Here is a 17,932-nt window from a genome sequence, read left to right as displayed (position 1 = left end):
GTAAATGGAAACAATCGGATCGTTTTTTGAAGAATTGGCAAAGCGCAGCTCGCGCATGAATAATCAGGTGCGGACGCCTGATCAACAGTTGGATAAAATGCTGCAATCCTCCACCTATTTGCAAGAATTCCAGCGCAAGCATCCGGACATGACCCGCGATGATATGCTGCGCTCGCTCTCGATGATCTACACGGCGGTCAAGGAGCAGTACTGCTGTCAAAAGTGTACAGCCCTCGCCGATTGCCCGAATTTGGTGAAAGGGCATGCGACGGTGCTAGATGTCGCCAATCGGCAAGTGGTTAGCGCGATTTCCAGCTGCGCCAAATTCCAGGCCAATGAGGAAATGCAGCGCACACAGCGGCTGATGCGCAGCTATTATGTGTCCGAGCAGACGCTGCACGCCGATTTTGACGGGAAGCTGGAGGTTGTAGTCGGCAATCAGGAGGCTGTGGCGCTTGCACTGCGTTTTTGCGACGATTTCACGCTCGGCAAAAAGCCGAAGGGACTTTACGTGCACGGACCGTTCGGCGTGGGCAAAAGCTTTCTCATGGGAGCGGTGGCCCGCGAGCTGTCCAAGCACAATGTACAGTCGCTAATGGTATATGTGCCGGATTTCGTGCGGGAGATCAAGGAATCGATCGCAGACCAGTCGTACTCCGGCAAGCTAGAGTTTTTGAAGGAAGTGCCTGTCCTGATTTTGGACGATATTGGCGCGGAGAGCTTGACGCCGTGGATTCGCGACGAGATTTTGGGTGTCATCCTGCATCACAGAAGCTCTAAGCAGATGCCGACCTTGTACACCTCCAATTATTCGCTTGAGGAGCTGGAGGAGCATCTGTCGATTTCCAACGGCAACCGGATTGAGACCACGAAGGCGATGCGGATTATGGAGCGGATTCGTCATTTTGTGGATGTTTGTGAGATAGAAGGAGTAAACCGCAGGCTGCACGCGTAATGTGTGCGGGCCTGCGGTTTTTTTTTTGAAAAACGTTAAAACGGTCATGACCGTTTTTGTGAGGCTTCATTCCGGTTCGCCGATCAGGCTCATCACTTTCCATTTGGTATAGGCGAGGATTTCCCGGGCTTTGTGGTACGGGACGAAGAGGACATGGGTTTCGGCCGCGACCGGAAAAACCGTCATATGCAGCGTGGATGCGATATCGACGGCTCGGGCCAGGTGGTAGCCGTGGCTGATGACGAGCGCGGTAGTAAAACCGTTTTCGAGCATGAGCTGCTTGCTGTTGACCAAATTTTCAAAGGTGGAGCGTGATTGGTCCTCCAGCAGGATATCTTGTTCCGGGATCCCTTTCTGGATGAGATAGCGCTGCATGGCGACCGCCTCGGATACCTGTTTGCCGGTGCCAAGGCCGCCGCTGACGATCAGCTTGGACACATAATGTTCTTGGTACATGGTGACTGCGACGTCCAATCGCTCGGATAATCCCGGGCTCGGCACATCTCCCCAGACCGCTGCGCCGAGCACAATAGCGACATCTGCCTTGTGCGGCATCGCCTGACGTTCCACCTCATTAATGCGATGGAGGATGAAGCCGGACCAGACGATGACGATGAGCAGGACAAAAGCGATGAATTTGCGTGAACGCTGTCCGCGCATCTGTTTCTCCTCTTTCTTTTCATGTCATTTCGTATGATTTTCATGGGGATACAAGGTTTTGGCAACCTGAACAAAAGCTTTGACCGCCGGCGATGCATCGCGAAAGGAGGGGCAGGCTAGGCTGAGCTGCCGCCAGACTGGCGGATTGAGGCTCTTTTTATGAAGCGCGAGCGGCGTGCGTGGCAAGGACAGGTCGGGCGCGATCGTGATGCCCAATCCTTCCTGCACCATGTGCAGCAGCGTTCCCCCATCCTGCACGTGAAACCGGATGGCTGGCGAGATGTTGGCTTCGCGAAACATGTTGGTAATCAGCACTTCCGACCCTGCTTTGGTCATGATGAATGGCTCATCGGCCAGCTCCGCCAAGCGGATTGATTCGTTGTCCCTTAACCGATGGTCGAGCGGGAGCACGACCATCATCTGGTCTTGGGTCAGCGGTATGGTGTCAAGGTCCGCATGCGGCAAAGACAGGAAGCCGATATCGACGATTCGGGAGGTGAGCCACTCGGTTACCTCCTGGAACGTTCCTTCAAACAGGACGACCTCGACATTGGGGTGCTGGCTGTGAAAGACGCCGAGCATCTTCGGTAAAAGGTGCATGGAAGCGCTGGGGAAGCTGCCGATACGGATCGTCCCGATCTCCAGCCCCGATGCCTGCGCCGCCTCCTGTTTGATTTGCTCGTAGCGGCTCAAAATTTCGCGAATATGGATGAGAAACGATTTGCCGATGTCAGAGAGCAAAAGCCCTTGGCGCTTGTCGCGGATCAAAAGCGTAATGCCCAGCTCCGCCTCCAATGCAGCCAGCGCATGGCTCACCGCAGATTGGGTCATATTGAGCGCCTCGCCCGCTTTCGTGAAGCTGCCGGTTTCGACGATTGTGGCAAACACCTGGAATTGGGTAATGGTCATGAGCTTCTCCTCATGCTGATCATGAATGATAGTAATTTGATTCATTATTACATTTGCATTATGCTAGTGCAAGTCAGGCGTGCATTCGGAGGAAAAAAGGAAGGGTATCATCAGATGAAAAACATGTTTGCCGCCCTTCAATGGGCTTTATTTACGTTATCGGGCAGTATCGTGGTGCCTGTCGCCATTGCGTCCACCTATGGGCTCGATCCGGCAGATACCGTCGGCTTTGTGCAGCGGACGCTGTTTATTTTGGGTGTTACCGGCATTTTGCAAGCGTTGTTCGGGCATCGACTCCCCATCCAGGAAGGGCCGGCGGGCATCTGGTGGGGGATTTTTTCGTTGTACGCTGGATTGGGCACGGTCTTGTTCGGTTCGCATAACGAGACGCTTCGCGTCCTCGAGTATGCCTTTCTGCTGAGCGGCGCGCTGTTTATCGTTCTGAGCCTTTTGGGAATGGTGGAAAAAATCGCGCGCCTGTTTACGCCAACGATCGTCGGGACGTATTTGCTGCTTGTGATGATACAGCTCAGCGGCTCTTTTTTGAAAGGAATGTTCGGATTGGAAGGAGACTCCCAGGTCGTACGCTGGGATGTGCTGGTGATCTCGCTCGTCATCGTCGTCTCCTCTTACCTGATCAAAAAAATGCCGCGCATCGGCAAATATTCGGTGTTGATTAGCATCGTGCTCGGCTGGTCGCTGTTTGCGCTATTCGGCTTGGCGACGCCGGTGACGCCGGTGACCGATGTGTTTACATTGCCGGGCATTTTCGTATTCGGCGTACCTCGGATCGAGCCGTCGATGATCGGGATGGTCATGTTCGCCACGCTTCTCTTGCTCGCCAACATGCTGGCGACCATCAGTGTCGTGACACAGGTGCTGGGGCAGGAAAACATTCCGGTGGATAAAAATCGGCTGAAGCAGGCAGGTATTTTTTCAGGTGTGAACCAGTTTTTGGGCGGGATCTTCGCCGCGATCGGGGCGGTACCGGTATCCGGTTCGGCAGGCTTTATCGCCAGTACCAAAATCACGGGCAGAGTACCTTTCGTAATGGGCGCCGGATTGATCATCGTAATCAGTTTGTTCCCGTCAATTACATCGTTTGTCGCGGCGATGCCGGAAGCAGTCGGCTATGCGGCTGCATTCCCGATTTTCGCCAACTCGATCGGGTTGGCACTCAAAGAGTTTGAGGCTGTGGAAAATCGAAGCCAGCTGTATCAAACGGTCGGCATCTCCCTGTTTGCCGGCATCGGGGCAATGTTTGTGCCGGCCACGGCGTTCGCCTCCTTGCCGTCGTTTTTCGTATCGCTTTTAAGCAATGGGCTGATCATTGGCATCGGAATCGCGTTGATATTGGAAAACGTGTCGAAACGCTCGGCTAAAAAATTTGCTAAGCAACGGGCATTGCAACCACAAAAACGCATGAATGAAACTTACTCGATAAAATAGGCACGGTAATAAAAAGAGACGTCAGCATCGTGACTGACGTCTCTTTTCTCTATTTGCTGTATCCCTTAGGCAGACTTGCTTGGGTTGCTGGAACCTTCCGCAGCAACCGGTGCGACAGGGGTAAATTCGTTTTCCATTTTGGAGATAACCACAGTCGCCACGCCGTTTCCGATCAGGTTGGTTATCGCGCGGGCTTCCGACATGAAACGGTCTACACCGAGCAAGAGCGCAATGCCTTCGACCGGAACCATCGGGAATGCAGCCAGCGTCGCCGCGAGCGTGATGAAGCCGGAGCCGGTCACACCAGCCGCGCCTTTGGAGGTCAGCATTAGGATGCCAAGCAGCGTAATCTCTTGTCCAAGCGTCAGGTCGATGCCATATGCCTGAGCGATAAAAATCGCCGCCATCGACAGATAGATCGAGGTTCCGTCGAGGTTAAATGAGTAGCCTGTCGGAATCACTAGACCGACAACGGATTTGGAGCATCCGTACTTTTCCAAGCGTTCCATCATCCGCGGCAGAGCCGACTCGGAGGAAGAGGTGCCGAGCACGAGGAGAATTTCCTCGCGAATGTATTTAATGAACGAAAAGATGTTGAAGTTGAACATTTTGGCAATCGTACCCAAGACGATGACGATGAACAAAATCATGGTCAGGTAGACCGAACCCATCAGCTTGCCGAGTGAAAACAGCGAGCCGACCCCGAATTTGCCGATGGTGTAAGACATTGCACCAAATGCTGCGAGCGGCGATACTTTCATGATCATGTTGACGACGCCGAAGAAACCGAGCGTCAATTTGTCAAACAGCTGGAGTACGGGCTTTGCATTTTGTCCCATCGCTGCCAGTGAGAGACCGAACAATACCGCGAACAACAGGATTGGGAGTAGATCGCCTTTTGCCATTGCACTGACGATGTTGTCAGGGATCAGACCCATCACGAAATCAATGATGCCGTGGCTGCTTTCTGCCGCCGCCTTTGTATATTGCGAAACATCGCCGTGCCCCGCTTTGCTCATATCGATTCCGGCACCCGGTTTCAACAGGTTGACGACCATGATCCCGATGGCCAGCGCCACCGTGGAAACGATTTCAAAGTAGAGGACGGTTTTTCCGCCGATGCGGCCGACCTTTTTCATGTCGCCCATACCGGCGATTCCGTTCACGACGGTGAAGAACACGATCGGCGGGATGATCATTTTGATTAGCTTGACGAAAATGTCAGCCAGAACTTTCAACTCGGTACCGAACTTGGGAAAAAATTGACCGACGAGGACACCAAGAATAATGGCAATGACGACTTGCACGGTCAGATTCTTGAAATTGATTCGCACTAGAGTCACATCCTTTGAGTATGCTTTCATTTGGAAGCGCTTTATCGATGGACTCATTGTACTACTTTCAGAATCTTTTAAAATAATTCGGTCATATTGATCGTTTTGGTCATTTTGGTCGCGGACGCTGTTGATGGAGTCGCTCGATTTCCTGCATCAGGGCATCGCCGATGTCAGGGGCAAACTGCTGATAAAGCGGCCGCAAATGCGCCTCCCAAGCGGCGCGTTCCGCCGGTGTCTGCACATGGATTGCCATGGATTGGCTCTCTTGGATAAGCGCGAGATCTTTTTTGTCCAGTTCGGCGGTGTGCTGGTTACTCCATGCGGTCGTCTCCTGCATCGCCTCCTGAATACTCGCCTGCACATCCGCGGGCAGGCTGTTCCAAAACGGCTTGCTCATAATGACCGCATAGCCCAAATAACCATGGTTGCTCAGCGTCATATAGCGCTGCACCTGATACAGCCGCTTGGAATAGATGTTGGAAATCGTGTTCTCCTCGCCGGTGATTCGCCCGGCCGCCAGCTCCCGATACACTTCATTGAAGCCCAGCGGCACTGGCGTGGCACCCAACGACCGCATTTGTGCCGCCAATACCGTGCTCGGGATGATGCGGAAGCGCTGATCGGCGAAATCCGCCACAGATAAAAGGGGATTGCGGTTGTCCGTCATTTGCTTGAAGCCGCTCGTCCAAAACGAGAGACCTTTCATGTCGTGCGTGCTCAGCGTGTCAAACAAGAGTGAGCCGATTTTACCAGATAGTGCCTGATTCACCTCGGCATGATCGTGAAACAAGTAAGGTAGATCGAGCGCGGACCAAGCTGGGTCGACCTCCGACAGGTTAGACACAGCCGGAGCGATCATCTGGATGTCGCCATCCTGCAGCGCTTTCAGCTCTGTTGTATCGGAATACAGGATGCCGTTCGGAAACACCTGTACCTCGACCCGACCGTGCGTTTTTTGCGACACGAGCTTGGAAAAATGCTCAGCCGCTAGCCCTTTCGGCGTATTTTCCGCGACGACATGGCTAAAGCGGATCACGATCCGGTCTTTTAGTCCCTCCTGTTCCGCATCGTATCCGAGCTGGGTAAACAGAAGGTCGTTTTGAAAACCGATGACGAGCGCCGTGAATAGGCCGATGACGATGAATATCATAATGCCCAATCGAGAACGCATGGGGTTCCACACTCCGAAATAGTTGATTTGTTCGTCCATCTGTTTCTACAATACAATATATACTAGCAGGACATTTCAGCGGAGGGGAAGAGCAGCTTGTGGCACACGTCATGAAGATCAAATGGAAAATCATGCTGCTCTCCATCGGAATCGTGCTTTTTTCTCTGGTGATCGGCGGCATCATCCAGCTCGGCAGCATGATTCGCTTGCAGGAAGCCCAGATCGGCCAACGGCTCGCCACAACCGCGCGAACTGTCGCCGAAATCCCCCTGATCAGCGAGAAGCTGACACAGCCGAACGGGTGGGCGGACATCGCCCCCGTCGCGCGAAAAATCCGCGTCATCAACGACGTCACCTATATCGTCGTCATGGATATGAATCGCATCCGTTACTCGGACCCGTTGGAGAGCCGGATCGGACAACCGTATACAGGCAAGGACGCTGAGCCTGCCTTTGCGGAACACAACTACCAGCAAAAAGTGCGAGGAGAGCTCGGAACCGCGCTACGCGCTTATGTCCCCGTAATGAACAGCGAGCATCAGCAGGTCGGCGTCGTCATGGTAGGACGTCTTTTGCCCAGTATTCCCCAGATGATCGTCGCACAAAAGGAAAGCATGCTCGTCACGTTTTTGCTTTCGTTAGTGGCAGGCATCGTCGGTTCGTACCAGCTGGCGCGCCATATCAAAAAGCAGATGCTCAACCTTGAGCCAGACGAGATCGCCCGCATTTTGGTCGAGCGGACCGCAACCTTTCACGCTATGCACGAGGGCGTCATCGCCATCGATATCCAGGAGCGGATCACGATTTTTAACGACAAAGCGAAGGAAATATTCGCCATCCCGCTGGAAGAAGAAGTGCTGGGCCGCCCAATCCGTGAGGTCATCCCCGAGACGAGGCTGCCGGAAGTGCTCGAAAAAGCGCGCCCGTTCTTGAATTACGAGCTGCGCGTTGGCAATGCCTTGCTCTGGTCGAACCGCTTCCTCATCAAAGTCGAGGGCAAAACCGTAGGCGCCCTCGCGATTTTCCAAGACCGGACGGAAGTCGCCCAGATCGCCGAAGAGCTGACGGGCGTCAAGGCGTTCGTCGACGCTCTGCGCGTGCAAAACCACGAACACATGAACAAGCTGCATACCATCGCCGGGCTTCTGCAGCTCGGCCAGCTGGACCGGGCGCTCACGTATTTGTTTGAAATCAGCGAGCAGCAGGCGGAAATCACCGGATTTTTGACCAGCCAAATCGCCGACCCGAACGTATCCGGACTACTGCTTGGCAAAGTGAGTCGCGGCAAGGAGCTGGGCATCCATGTCACCATCGATCGCAGAAGCCGGTTGGAGCGTTTGCCGTATTTTTTGGACAACCATGACATCGTGCTCATCATCGGCAACCTGATCGAAAACGCCTTCGACGCCCTCGAGAAGACGGATAAAGGCGACAAGGAAGTGTATGTGAGCATCGAGCAGGATGACGAAATCTGCTCGATCCTTGTCGAGGACAACGGGATCGGCATGGATGAAGAGACGCGTCATCGCGTGCTGGAGCGCGGATATTCCACCAAACAGCAAGAGCATCAAGGGATCGGACTGTTCATGATCAGCCAGCTTGTCGAAAAAGGCGGCGGAACACTCACGATCGAATCACAGCCCGGGGCAGGCAGCAGCTTTTTGCTGACCTTCCCGATGAAAAAGGAGGACGCGCAGTGAACAACCTGCACCCCATACGCGTGCTTATTATTGAAGATGACCCCATGGTACAGGAAGTAAATCGCCAGTTCGTCGAACAGGTGCAAACGTTCGAGGTAGTCGGCATCGCTGGAAATGGCGCGGAAGGCATCCGCATGGTGCGCGAGCTGAGACCCGACCTCGTTATCATGGACGTGTTCATGCCAATCCAAGATGGCGTCCAAACTTTGCAGCAGCTGCGCGCAGAAGGCGAAGAGACGGATGTCATCGTCATCACGGCGGCAAAAGACAAAGAAACCATCCAGAGCATGGTGCGAAACGGAGCGATGGATTACCTCATCAAGCCATTCAAATTCGAGCGGCTCAAGCAGGCGCTGGAAGCGTACCGGAGCTATCGGAAGCAGATGGAGCAGGACGGGAGCGTGTCGCAAGCGGATTTGGACCAGCTGCTGTTTCGTAAAGCAGGAGTGCCACAGCGGGAGGTTGCGCTCGACAGCAAGGAATTGCCGAAAGGACTGCTGGATAAAACCATGGAGCAGATCGTCCAGCAATTATCGACGGAGAAAGCCGCGTTGTCCGCGGAGGAAGTCGCCGAACGCATCGGGATCGCACGGGTGACAGCTCGGCGCTATTTGGAGTTTTTGGAGAAGAGCGGACGGGTGAAGCGCGATGTGGAGTATGGTGGAGTGGGTCGGCCGACGAATCGGTATGTGATTGTTTGAGATGGGGATAAGAAAGAGAGCAAGTCTTCTAGACCTGCTCTCGTCTGGGACATTATTCACGGCTTCGTCGGTTTCGCGAAGGTGAGTTTTTTGAGGTTGTTGTCTTTGGAGATGTACAGGAGATAGCCGTCGGCGAAATGGTAGGAGCGGACATAACCATCGATTTTGGTGAGGTCGATGTCAATGCCGAGCTCCGAGAGAGGCGTTTCGTCGCCGGTTTTGATGTCTTTTTTGTAGAGGATGTTGTTTCTTTGGATGTAGATGCCGTCGTCGGTGACGTCTAAGATCTGAGTGGAGTTTTCTAGCTTGATACGGGTGTGTTCGGGGGCGTTGGCGTTTATGATGAAATGTCCAAAGTTCTTTGGGTCATCCGAATCTGAACGATATTCAATCCAGTCGCCAAAAACAGTAAACGTCCCTCGATTCGCGTATACCTTTTCATCTACAGAGGTTAGCCGCTGGTTATCTGTGCCATCCAGACTGACTCTGTTAATGCTGCTATTATTGTAATCACTGTAATAAAGCCAGCCATTGGAAATTTTTATATCGGCAACGTACGCGTCTATTAGTTTCTCCTTGCTGCTTCCATCTGTGTTCATATAGTAAAGCGTTCCTTGATCGGAGAAATAGAGTTTCTCATCTGCAGCCGCGATCGCATATACATATCTGCTAGACATGCGTTAAGCCTTCCTGGTTTTTTTGTCGATCCGGTAGATATATCCTTTTGGCAAACTACCCATCATGCGATCATTGTACTCTTGGATGTAATATACGTAGTTTTTTGTCTCTGCGAGTGAGCCAACTTTGTAAGTGGGAGAGGTGATTTTCACTGGCTTCTGACTAGTGGAGTCGGGATTGTCTTTGTACATAATGAGGGAATTGTTCTGCTTATTCCGAATCCAATAGTACCCAATCTGCATCGGATGATTTTGCTGAGGCTGGTTGTGTGTAGAATGTGGTGAAGAGGAGCAGCAGGCATAAGAAAATGAAATGCTGGGATCGGTGTTTGCGGAATGGCACAGGTTTCACTCGCTTTCTTTTTTTGAAATGGATTGTTTTTTGGGTGAATCGTAGGTAGGGAGTTTGGGTTGAATGTGATGATCGAGAGTGGTCGTGGTGTAATAGGTTTGAGAGATGATGCGTGAATTTGGTGATGATTAGGATTTTTCATTAGATATTACCAAATAGTAGAGGGTAAGAGAAGAGTGAATGTAAAGAAAAGGGGGGAGAGGGGGTCATCATGTAATTTTGGTATTGCTTTTTAAAGGTGGGGTATGTTATATTTTCAATGTAAGTTAAATCAATGAAAAGTTTGCGTACATAATGGGCCCTTAGCTCAGCTGGGAGAGCGCTACACTGGCAGTGTAGAGGTCGTCGGTTCGATCCCGATAGGGTCCACCATAATAATGAACGTAAAACCCTTGAGAAATCAGGGGTTTTCTTGTTGTACTATTCCCAAGCCGCTCCTTCACTATCTTTGCAAGGGATTTGCTATTTTAACCCTCGCTCGCTGGTATACATATAAAGATTGACTAATTTGAATTCGAAATCATAAAATAGTAAATAGTGTTAATTATTAGAAAATAATATAGGAAGGTGAAAGAATGAAAGTAGTGAAGGCCCTTTCAACATCGATTGCAAGCCTTTTGCTTAGCTCATTGTTTGTGAGTGGTGTAAGTGCTACCAGCAGCCCAACAACTGCTTCAAGTATCAAAGGCGCTGACTTGGTAATCGAGGACGCCAAGGTTTACACGGTAAACAACGGCAAGCCATGGGCAGAAGCGATTGCTATCAAAAACGGAGAAATCGTTTATGTTGGTTCAAACAATGGGGTTAAGAAATTTAAAGGGAACCAAACCAAAGTAATTGATCTGGATGGCAAAATGGTTATGCCTGGAATGATGGACAACCACAACCATGCCGACCACTTCGTTCAAGAAATCTTTGCATTATCCTTGTTTGGTAAGGAATCTCCTGAAGAGTATCTGAAGGAATTGAAAGATTTTTTGACATTGCACCCAGACACCAAGTTCGTACAGGGAATGGGCTGGCAAAACCCGTTATTTGCAGCAACAGGTCCAACAAAAGATCTTCTGGACAAAATCGCTCCAAACATTCCAGTGGTTCTGACCTCCGAGGACGGTCATTCGATTTGGGTGAACTCGAAAGCGCTTGAGTTGGCGGGGATTACGAAAAATACCGTTGACCCGAAAGATGGTCTGATTGAACGGGATGCAAATACGGGAGAACCGAACGGCACCTTGCGTGAAGGAGCCAAAAATTTGGTGACAAAAATTCTTCCAAGCGACTACACCGTAGAGCAATACAAGGAAGCGATCCATGGCTTTGAGAAAAAGGCAAGTTCGATGGGAATTACAGAAGTACACATTCCTATCATTTCCCCTAACAGCAATGTGTATAAGGCATTCAAGGAGCTTGAGGCTGCGAATGATTTACATATGCGATACCGCGCATCGTTTAGAGGAGATGCTGCGAATATTGATAAACAACTTCCGATTTTTGTTCAGGAAAGATCGAAAAATACAGGCTCTCTGTTCCAAACCAATTCTGTCAAACTGTTTATGGACGGTGTCGTAGAAGGTGGAACAGCCTGGTTGAAAGAATCCTATCATCATAAGGATCATTTCAATGGAATTCCTGAAGTGGAGCCAGCGGTCTTGAACAAAGCAATTGCTGCACTAGACAAAGAAGGATTCCAGGTCCATGTCCATTCGATCGGAGACGAAGCGACCACGACAGTTCTGGATGCATTCGAGCTTGCGCAGAAACAAAATGCTACAGACGATACACGCCACGCCATCACGCATCTTCAATTGGTTTCACCTGAGGATGTCAAACGTTTTGGCAAACTCGGAGTCGTCGCAGATGCTCAAGTATTCTGGGACATGAAGGAAAAAGGCTACTTCGATCAAAGTGTAGAGTTCTTGGGCGAAGAACGTGCTAATCATCAATATCCGTTGAAAAGCTTCCTCGATGCTGGCGCAGTTTTCACGGTTTCAAGCGATTATCCGGTAACAGTGAATTGGAACCCGATGCAGGCGATCCAGATTGGCGTTACTCGCATGGAGATTGGGGAAACGGATGTCACTCGCACCTTGTGGCCGCAAGAGCGCGTCAGCGTTGTTGATATGATTAAGGGATACACTTACAACGGAGCGTATGCCAACTTCATGGAGCAGGAAGTCGGATCGATCGAGCCTGGTAAAAAGGCAGACATCATTGTTCTAGACAAAAATTTGTTTGAGATTCCGGCCAATCAGATCAGTGATACGAAAGTATTGTTGACGCTGTTTGAAGGAAATGAAGTATATCGTGATCGTTCATTTAAGAAGTAAATAGATGCCATCCCTTAGCCCGGGATTTACCTGGGCTAAGGTTTTTTCTTTGATTGGGGGGATTAGCTCAGCTGGGAGAGCTGAGTTTTTTTTTGTGCTTTTAGCTAGAAAACATATCTTACTATTATTTATTTGCACAGGAACCAAAGTACCGGGCATATCTCGTTAACGCTAGGGTGATCTGCATTGGCAAAAATGGGCTGAAAGGCATGACCTATCAGTTCACAAAAAAACGAATAGCAGGTGGTCGGCTACCAAGGGGGCATTTAATCATGCCATCGACGAGGTAGCTATGGTTGCGCGGAATCTGTTGGACTCAATGGTAACCAATAGCGAACCGCGTAATCGTGAAGTTGAAATCGAGCACGCTCGCATTTGAGCTGCGAAAAGGTTCGGAAAGAAAAATGATTACGTTTGATTTTGGCATAAAATGTACCAACATGAATCGTAACAATTCAAAACGACGTAGATGTCATTTTATTGTTGTATCCCTTACACATTTGTGGAATGCTACGATTTTCGGTCTCTGGTTGGCTTATTCAGGAATTTCCTTGTCGTATAAAGGAGGATTTTGGAGGGAGATTGAGTAATTTGTCGAATACGTTTTGGATATGCCTCTATTCTGTGTAAAGGGGCCGATACTGTGCTCAAACGGACTTTTGTCATTATTCTTATTGGCCTGATTTCTTTTTTGTTAATTCCACTATCCATTATCATGGATCACGATAAACGAATGAATGATCTACTGGTACGTAAAGGGGGGATGGACCTCTCTGCGTGGAATTATGAACAGAAAAAAAGAATCAAACTGGATGGTGAATGGGAGTTTTACTGGAATCAATTGTTGCCCCCTGAATATTTCAAGAACGCTGATGCAGACAAGCATTCTTTCCCCTCTTATATGAAGGTACCCTCGCAATGGAATGGAAAAATTATCAATGGACAGACTTTGCCCGCTTATGGCTCTGCCACATATCGAATGGTGCTGAAAAACGTACCCTTTAGCGGTGTATTCGGCTTGAAGAAGACCAATATCCGTTTTGCAAGCGCGATTTATGTAAATGGACATAAACTCTTTGTCGATGGCAAACCGTCCGAGGAAGCAGAGAGTTACCGGATAGGGAATGTTCCGCAGATCGGTTTTTTTTCGGCTGAAAAGGGAGACGTCGAAATCATTGTTCATGTTGCCAATTATGATTATGTGAATGCAGGAATCCCTATTTCCCTCTATTTTGGCGAGCAGGCTGCGATGTTGGAGGATCAGCAGAGAAGCGTGGCCTATGATTTCAGTACGATTGCGATTCTTGGTACACTTGCGCTTATTTACCTCATCTGTTTTGCAACGGCAGCATTATATGGCAAAAAAGATAACTCTTTGCTACTTTTCTCGGTAATTTGCATGCTTTATGGGATTTATAATGGCTTGATTGGCGAGCGGCCGCTTATGTTGTATTTGCCCGATGTTTCATACACACTATTATATAAAGTGAAGGACATGACTTCGCTAGCAGCCATTATCATATTGGCGATTTATTTCTATCAATTGCAAAAAAGCATTATTTCCTTAAAAGTTACACAGGCTGTAACCGTTGTGCTGGGCACTTATCTGGTTCTGGTTGCTTTTTTGCCCATTCATGACTATGTAGTCATTCACCCGTACATAATTGCTTTGTATGAGGTCATGATCATATGGCTGATGCTTAGAATTGCTTTCCTTTATATCAAGAGTGTTAAAAGTGATCGTCTCCGGTTACTATTGTTGTTTATGGCAATTCTCTGTATTAATTTGTACTCCATTGATGTCATCCTGTTTGCCTATTCTTTTAAAGAAAATATCCGGCTGGGGCAATTTTATATTGTTGCTTTTAATATGGTCCTGATCTTTCTGATTTCGCTCCGCTTCTTTGAGGCTTATCACACAATCAACGAAATGAAAAATCAGTTGCTTCAATTAGACAAGATCAAGGACGATTTTCTGTCCAATACCTCTCATGAGCTGAAAACACCCTTGAATGCCATCGTGAACATTACCGATACTCTGCTCAAGGGAGCAGAGGGGCCGATCAGTGAAAAGCAAGCGCAAAACCTTGCCATTGTTTTGGGAAGCGGGAGAAGATTAACCCAACTGGTAAACGAATTGCTTGATTACTCGAAAATGAAGCATGGTGATATTTCGCTCTATAAAAGCAACGTCGATTTGAAGGCTACCGTCGATTCAGTGATCAGGATTCATTCGTTTCTACTTGGAGGCAAGCAAATTACACTTGTCAACGATGTCTCTGAGGATATTCCTGAAGTATATGTGGATGGCAACCGTCTGATCCAAATTTTGCACAATCTGATTAGCAATGCGATCAAATTCACCGACCAGGGCGCGGTAAATATCAGTGCTGAGGTTATCCGTGATAGGGTTGAGGTGCGCGTAGGAGATTCGGGAATCGGAATCGAGCTTCATATGCAAAAGCGTATATTTGAAGCCTTTGAACAAGCAGACTCGTTTGAAGCAAGGAATGCTGACGGTACAGGTCTCGGATTAAGCATAACCAAGAAGCTTGTAGAGCTTCACGGCGGGCAGATTCGTGTCGATTCAAGACCCGGACAAGGATCGGTATTTATTTTCACCATACCGTTATCGACCACAGCCTCCGGAAAACTCCAAGGACGGAAGGAGAAGAAGGAAGAGGCGCAAAAGGACCTGCGCTTTGCTTACCCAGAATATCCCCATTTTGTCAAAGGGAAAAATGAGGCGACCATTCTGGTGGTTGATGATGATTTCGCCAACCTTCAATCCATGATCAACTTGCTCAAACTGGAAGGGTACTCCATCGTGGTGGCAAATCGCGGGCAAATTGCGCTGGATGAACTCTTCAAAAAGCAGGATTTCTTTCTGGTTATACTGGACCTCATGATGCCTGACATGTCCGGCTACGAGGTGCTTCAAGCCATTCGAGAGAGATACTCTCCCTTTGAACTGCCTGTACTGATGATGACGGCCAAAAACAGGATTGAGGATATGATCCTGTCGATGGAATATGGAGCGAACGATTTTGTCGGGAAACCATTTGAAGCAGAAGAAATCATGGCGCGTGTTAGAAGCCTGACCCGATTGAAAGCCTCGGTGAAAACAGCCAAGGATGCAGAGATTGCCTTTTTACGTTCTCAAATCAAGCCTCATTTCCTGTATAATGCCTTGAATTCAATAGCCGCACTTTGTATGGACGAACCTCAAAAGGCGGAGGAACTGACGTTGCAGCTCTCGCAGTATTTGAGAAGGAGCTTTGATTTCAAGCAACTGGATTCATTCACAACCCTCGAACATGAACTTGAATTGGTAGCGGCATATATCACCATCGAAAAGGCGCGTTTTGGAGCCAGATTGCAAGTGGAATACGATGTGGATGCACATCTTGATACACGAATCCCCCCGTTGATCTTGCAGCCGTTGGTGGAAAATGCCATAAGACATGGGCTGATGTCCAATTTGCAGGGCGGAAAAGTAAAGGTATCCATCAAACAAGAAGTGAACGAGACAGTCAGCTGTAAAGTAGAGGACAATGGATGCGGGATCAATGAGGAAAAATTGGAGGAAATACTGAAGTCGAATGTGGAAAAAAAGGGAGTAGGGCTATGGAATATTAGCCAACGCATCCGACTCCTTTACGGAAAGAGCATTCGAATCGAAAGTGCTGTGGGAATCGGCACGAAGGTTTCCTTCGACATCCCTGCACAACCGAACAACGAGATTGGAGGTTGATCCATGCTGCGAGCCATTATTGTGGATGATGAAGAATTGTCGGTGAAGCGTTTGGGGAAGATCCTGACCGAAAGCGGTGAGATTGAAATATGCCAGACGTTTCTAAATCCTTTGGAGGCATATGAATATGTCAAGGCAAACCCGATCGATGTCGCATTTCTGGATATTTCCATGCCGGAAATTAACGGAATCCGGTTTTCCAGCCTGTTGCTTGACTCCGATGATTCTATCGATGTGGTTTTTGTTACCGGCTATGATGAGTATGCGGTTCAAGCCTTTGAATTAAATGCGCTGGATTATCTATTGAAGCCTGTAACTGTTCATAGAATAGCAAAAACATTGGACAAGCTCAGAAAAAAACATCAGAAGACAGTCGCCAAACCGTCGATTGAGGTTCGCTTGTTTAATGGATTAAAGATTTACCTGCGAGATTCGGATACTGAGGCAGTAAAGTTAAGAAGTCCGAAAACCGAAGAACTTTTTGCCTTTCTTGTTTGCAAAGGGACAGTCAGTCGAGAAGAGATTATTGATACCTTGTGGGGTGACTTGAAACCGGAGAACGCATGGAAAAATTTGAATTCAACACTCTATTATATCCGAAAAGCGCTCAGCGCGAGTCAACTGAGGAATTGCCTGATCGTTGGGAAGCACGATATCCGGATTGAAGAAAACTCCGTGTATTGCGATTTGTATGAATTTGAACAATTGGTGAAGCAAATCAGACAAACTACTGAAAAAAGCTCTCAACTGTTCGAACGAGCGGAAGCACTCTACACAGGGGAATTACTGAAAGGAAAGGCGTACGAATGGGCAAGCGATCAGTCGCGCCAAATTGAACAGGATTACATCGAACTGTTGGAGACTGCCGCAAGATTCCACGTACAACAAAATCTGCTTCAAAAAGGGTTGTACTACTTTTGTGAAATTCTGAAAATGGATGCGGTAAGAGAGGATATCAACCATGAGGTGATTCGTTTGTATGCAGAGCTGGGCAGGAAAAATGATGCACTTCGGCAATATCGCATGTTGGAAGAGTTGCTCCTGCGGGAGCTTGGAACGACGCCCGATCCTCAAATGAGAGAGTTTATTCAAAGATTAACGCATTCATAGCAAGTGAAATGATGAGCCTTCGGGAATCGACAGGGATTCCAGGGCTTTTTTTGTTTATTCTCTGTTTATTGCCATTTTGTATAATAAACGAGATTTATTTTGTCAAAAATCATCGTTTTGTGAGTTTTTTGTGATTAGCACCTGTTAGAATTCTGGGGAATCATCCAAATCTGCCTGTCCAATGCATAAGGAGGATCTCATTGACTCAGATATTCCGGGCAATCATATTTGTTCTTTCGATAAAAAGGGGATGTTTTATGTAACAAATCTCATGATTTCAAAAATCATATTTTGTATGAATATAACGGTTGGAAGAGAGGTTATTATGAAAAGTCGAGAATCATCTTTAAAAAGGAAAATCTGGCTCGCTTTACTTTGCATGGCGATTTTTCTTGCATCGACAGCACAATCGATATTTTTACCGATAAAGGCTTATGCGGCGACGACACCACGGAATGAAAATTTTGATAGTTTGTCCATACCCCAAGCTTCTACTTCAGGTCCAAAAATTATCGGAGACTGGACATTTAGTATGGATAATACATACGCTCCGTTTAATTCAGTTGGTTATAACAGAGTTCAAGTTAGAAATCTTGCGCCTAGTACCACACCTGAACTACTTTTTTTGGGATATGCGAACAGGGGGAGTACAGATTATGGACTTGTTCACTCGAATACGGGTCCATTTAAACTTGATTCTTTTAACGTTATAGAACGAAATAGTCCCACGAACACATATACAATTGTCGGTTATCTGAATGGTAATCCTGTTTCAGGTGCAACAAAAGCATTTTCACCGCCTCAAAATGTTAATTATCCACTAACTTTTT

General features: G+C 48.4%; 12 protein-coding genes, 1 tRNA gene and 1 pseudogene. 9 read left to right on the top strand and 5 right to left on the bottom strand.

All coding sequences use genetic code 11. The annotated features are described in order from the left end of the window. The first annotated feature begins 4 nt into the window (after positions 1–4). Complete coding sequence (gene dnaI, locus EDM56_RS10070; protein WP_122917784.1) at positions 5–955, top strand: primosomal protein DnaI; 951 nt, start codon at positions 5–7, stop codon at positions 953–955. A gap of 66 nt (positions 956–1,021) precedes the next feature. Here dnaI and EDM56_RS10065 read toward each other — a convergent pair whose 3' ends face one another. Together EDM56_RS10065 and EDM56_RS10060 are read right to left on the bottom strand one after the other, a co-directional pair. Then, positions 1,022–1,615 (bottom strand): YdcF family protein, encoded by a 594-nt coding sequence (locus EDM56_RS10065; protein WP_122917783.1) that lies wholly within the window; start codon positions 1,613–1,615, stop codon positions 1,022–1,024. Positions 1,616–1,639: 24 nt separating this feature from the next. Next, on the bottom strand, positions 1,640–2,524 hold the full coding sequence (locus EDM56_RS10060) for a LysR family transcriptional regulator (RefSeq protein ID WP_122917782.1): 885 nt from the start codon (positions 2,522–2,524) through the stop codon (positions 1,640–1,642). A 114-nt stretch (positions 2,525–2,638) separates the two neighbouring features. Between EDM56_RS10060 and EDM56_RS10055 the strand changes: the two genes are divergently transcribed. Beyond that, on the top strand, positions 2,639–3,973 hold the full coding sequence (locus tag EDM56_RS10055) for a purine/pyrimidine permease (RefSeq protein ID WP_122918256.1): 1,335 nt from the start codon (positions 2,639–2,641) through the stop codon (positions 3,971–3,973). A gap of 65 nt (positions 3,974–4,038) precedes the next feature. On the opposite strand, the gene EDM56_RS10050 is transcribed toward EDM56_RS10055, so the two are convergent. Together EDM56_RS10050 and EDM56_RS10045 are read right to left on the bottom strand one after the other, a co-directional pair. Continuing rightward, on the bottom strand, positions 4,039–5,307 hold the full coding sequence (locus tag EDM56_RS10050) for a dicarboxylate/amino acid:cation symporter (protein ID WP_122917781.1): 1,269 nt from the start codon (positions 5,305–5,307) through the stop codon (positions 4,039–4,041). Positions 5,308–5,416: 109 nt separating this feature from the next. After that, a complete protein-coding gene (locus EDM56_RS10045) occupies positions 5,417–6,481 on the bottom strand; it encodes a DctP family TRAP transporter solute-binding subunit (protein ID WP_122917780.1) in 1,065 nt (354 codons plus the stop codon). 110 nt (positions 6,482–6,591) lie between these two features. On the opposite strand from EDM56_RS10045, the gene EDM56_RS10040 reads away from it, so the two are divergent. Then, positions 6,592–8,181, top strand: coding sequence for an ATP-binding protein (locus tag EDM56_RS10040; RefSeq protein WP_425456302.1), 1,590 nt, complete (start codon positions 6,592–6,594; stop codon positions 8,179–8,181). Beyond that, positions 8,178–8,882 carry a response regulator gene (locus EDM56_RS10035; RefSeq protein ID WP_281274948.1) on the top strand — a complete coding sequence of 235 codons (705 nt, stop codon included), beginning with the start codon at positions 8,178–8,180 and terminating at the stop codon, positions 8,880–8,882. The genes EDM56_RS10040 and EDM56_RS10035 overlap by 4 nt, the downstream gene beginning before the upstream one ends. A gap of 56 nt (positions 8,883–8,938) precedes the next feature. Here the strand turns inward: EDM56_RS10035 and EDM56_RS10030 are convergent, their stop codons facing one another. After that, entirely contained in the window at positions 8,939–9,559 is a 621-nt protein-coding gene (locus tag EDM56_RS10030; protein WP_122917779.1) for a DUF5050 domain-containing protein, read from the bottom strand. Between the two features lie 648 nt (positions 9,560–10,207). On the opposite strand from EDM56_RS10030, the gene EDM56_RS10020 reads away from it, so the two are divergent. The 5 genes and pseudogenes from EDM56_RS10020 (at position 10,208) to EDM56_RS10000 (ending at position 17,102) form a co-directional block, all read left to right on the top strand. Beyond that, positions 10,208–10,283, top strand: a tRNA-Ala gene (locus EDM56_RS10020). A gap of 203 nt (positions 10,284–10,486) precedes the next feature. Beyond that, positions 10,487–12,238 carry an amidohydrolase gene (locus tag EDM56_RS10015; protein WP_122917777.1) on the top strand — a complete coding sequence of 584 codons (1,752 nt, stop codon included), beginning with the start codon at positions 10,487–10,489 and terminating at the stop codon, positions 12,236–12,238. A gap of 250 nt (positions 12,239–12,488) precedes the next feature. After that, positions 12,489–12,617: pseudogene (locus tag EDM56_RS32070) on the top strand (DUF2277 family protein); the annotation flags it as partial. A gap of 264 nt (positions 12,618–12,881) precedes the next feature. Beyond that, the gene (locus tag EDM56_RS10005; RefSeq protein ID WP_122917775.1) at positions 12,882–15,992 is read left to right on the top strand and encodes a hybrid sensor histidine kinase/response regulator; all 3,111 of its coding nucleotides are present in this window, start codon (positions 12,882–12,884) and stop codon (positions 15,990–15,992) included. 3 nt (positions 15,993–15,995) lie between these two features. After that, a complete protein-coding gene (locus EDM56_RS10000) occupies positions 15,996–17,102 on the top strand; it encodes a response regulator (RefSeq protein WP_122917774.1) in 1,107 nt (368 codons plus the stop codon). The last annotated feature ends 830 nt before the right edge of the window (positions 17,103–17,932 follow it).

The sequence above is a fragment of the Brevibacillus fluminis genome (genome assembly GCF_003710825.1).
Classification (GTDB): Bacteria; Bacillota; Bacilli; order Brevibacillales; family Brevibacillaceae; genus Brevibacillus_D; species Brevibacillus_D fluminis.
The sequence above is the reverse complement of the archived record's forward strand: the minus strand, read 5'-3'. Positions and strand labels throughout refer to the sequence as shown.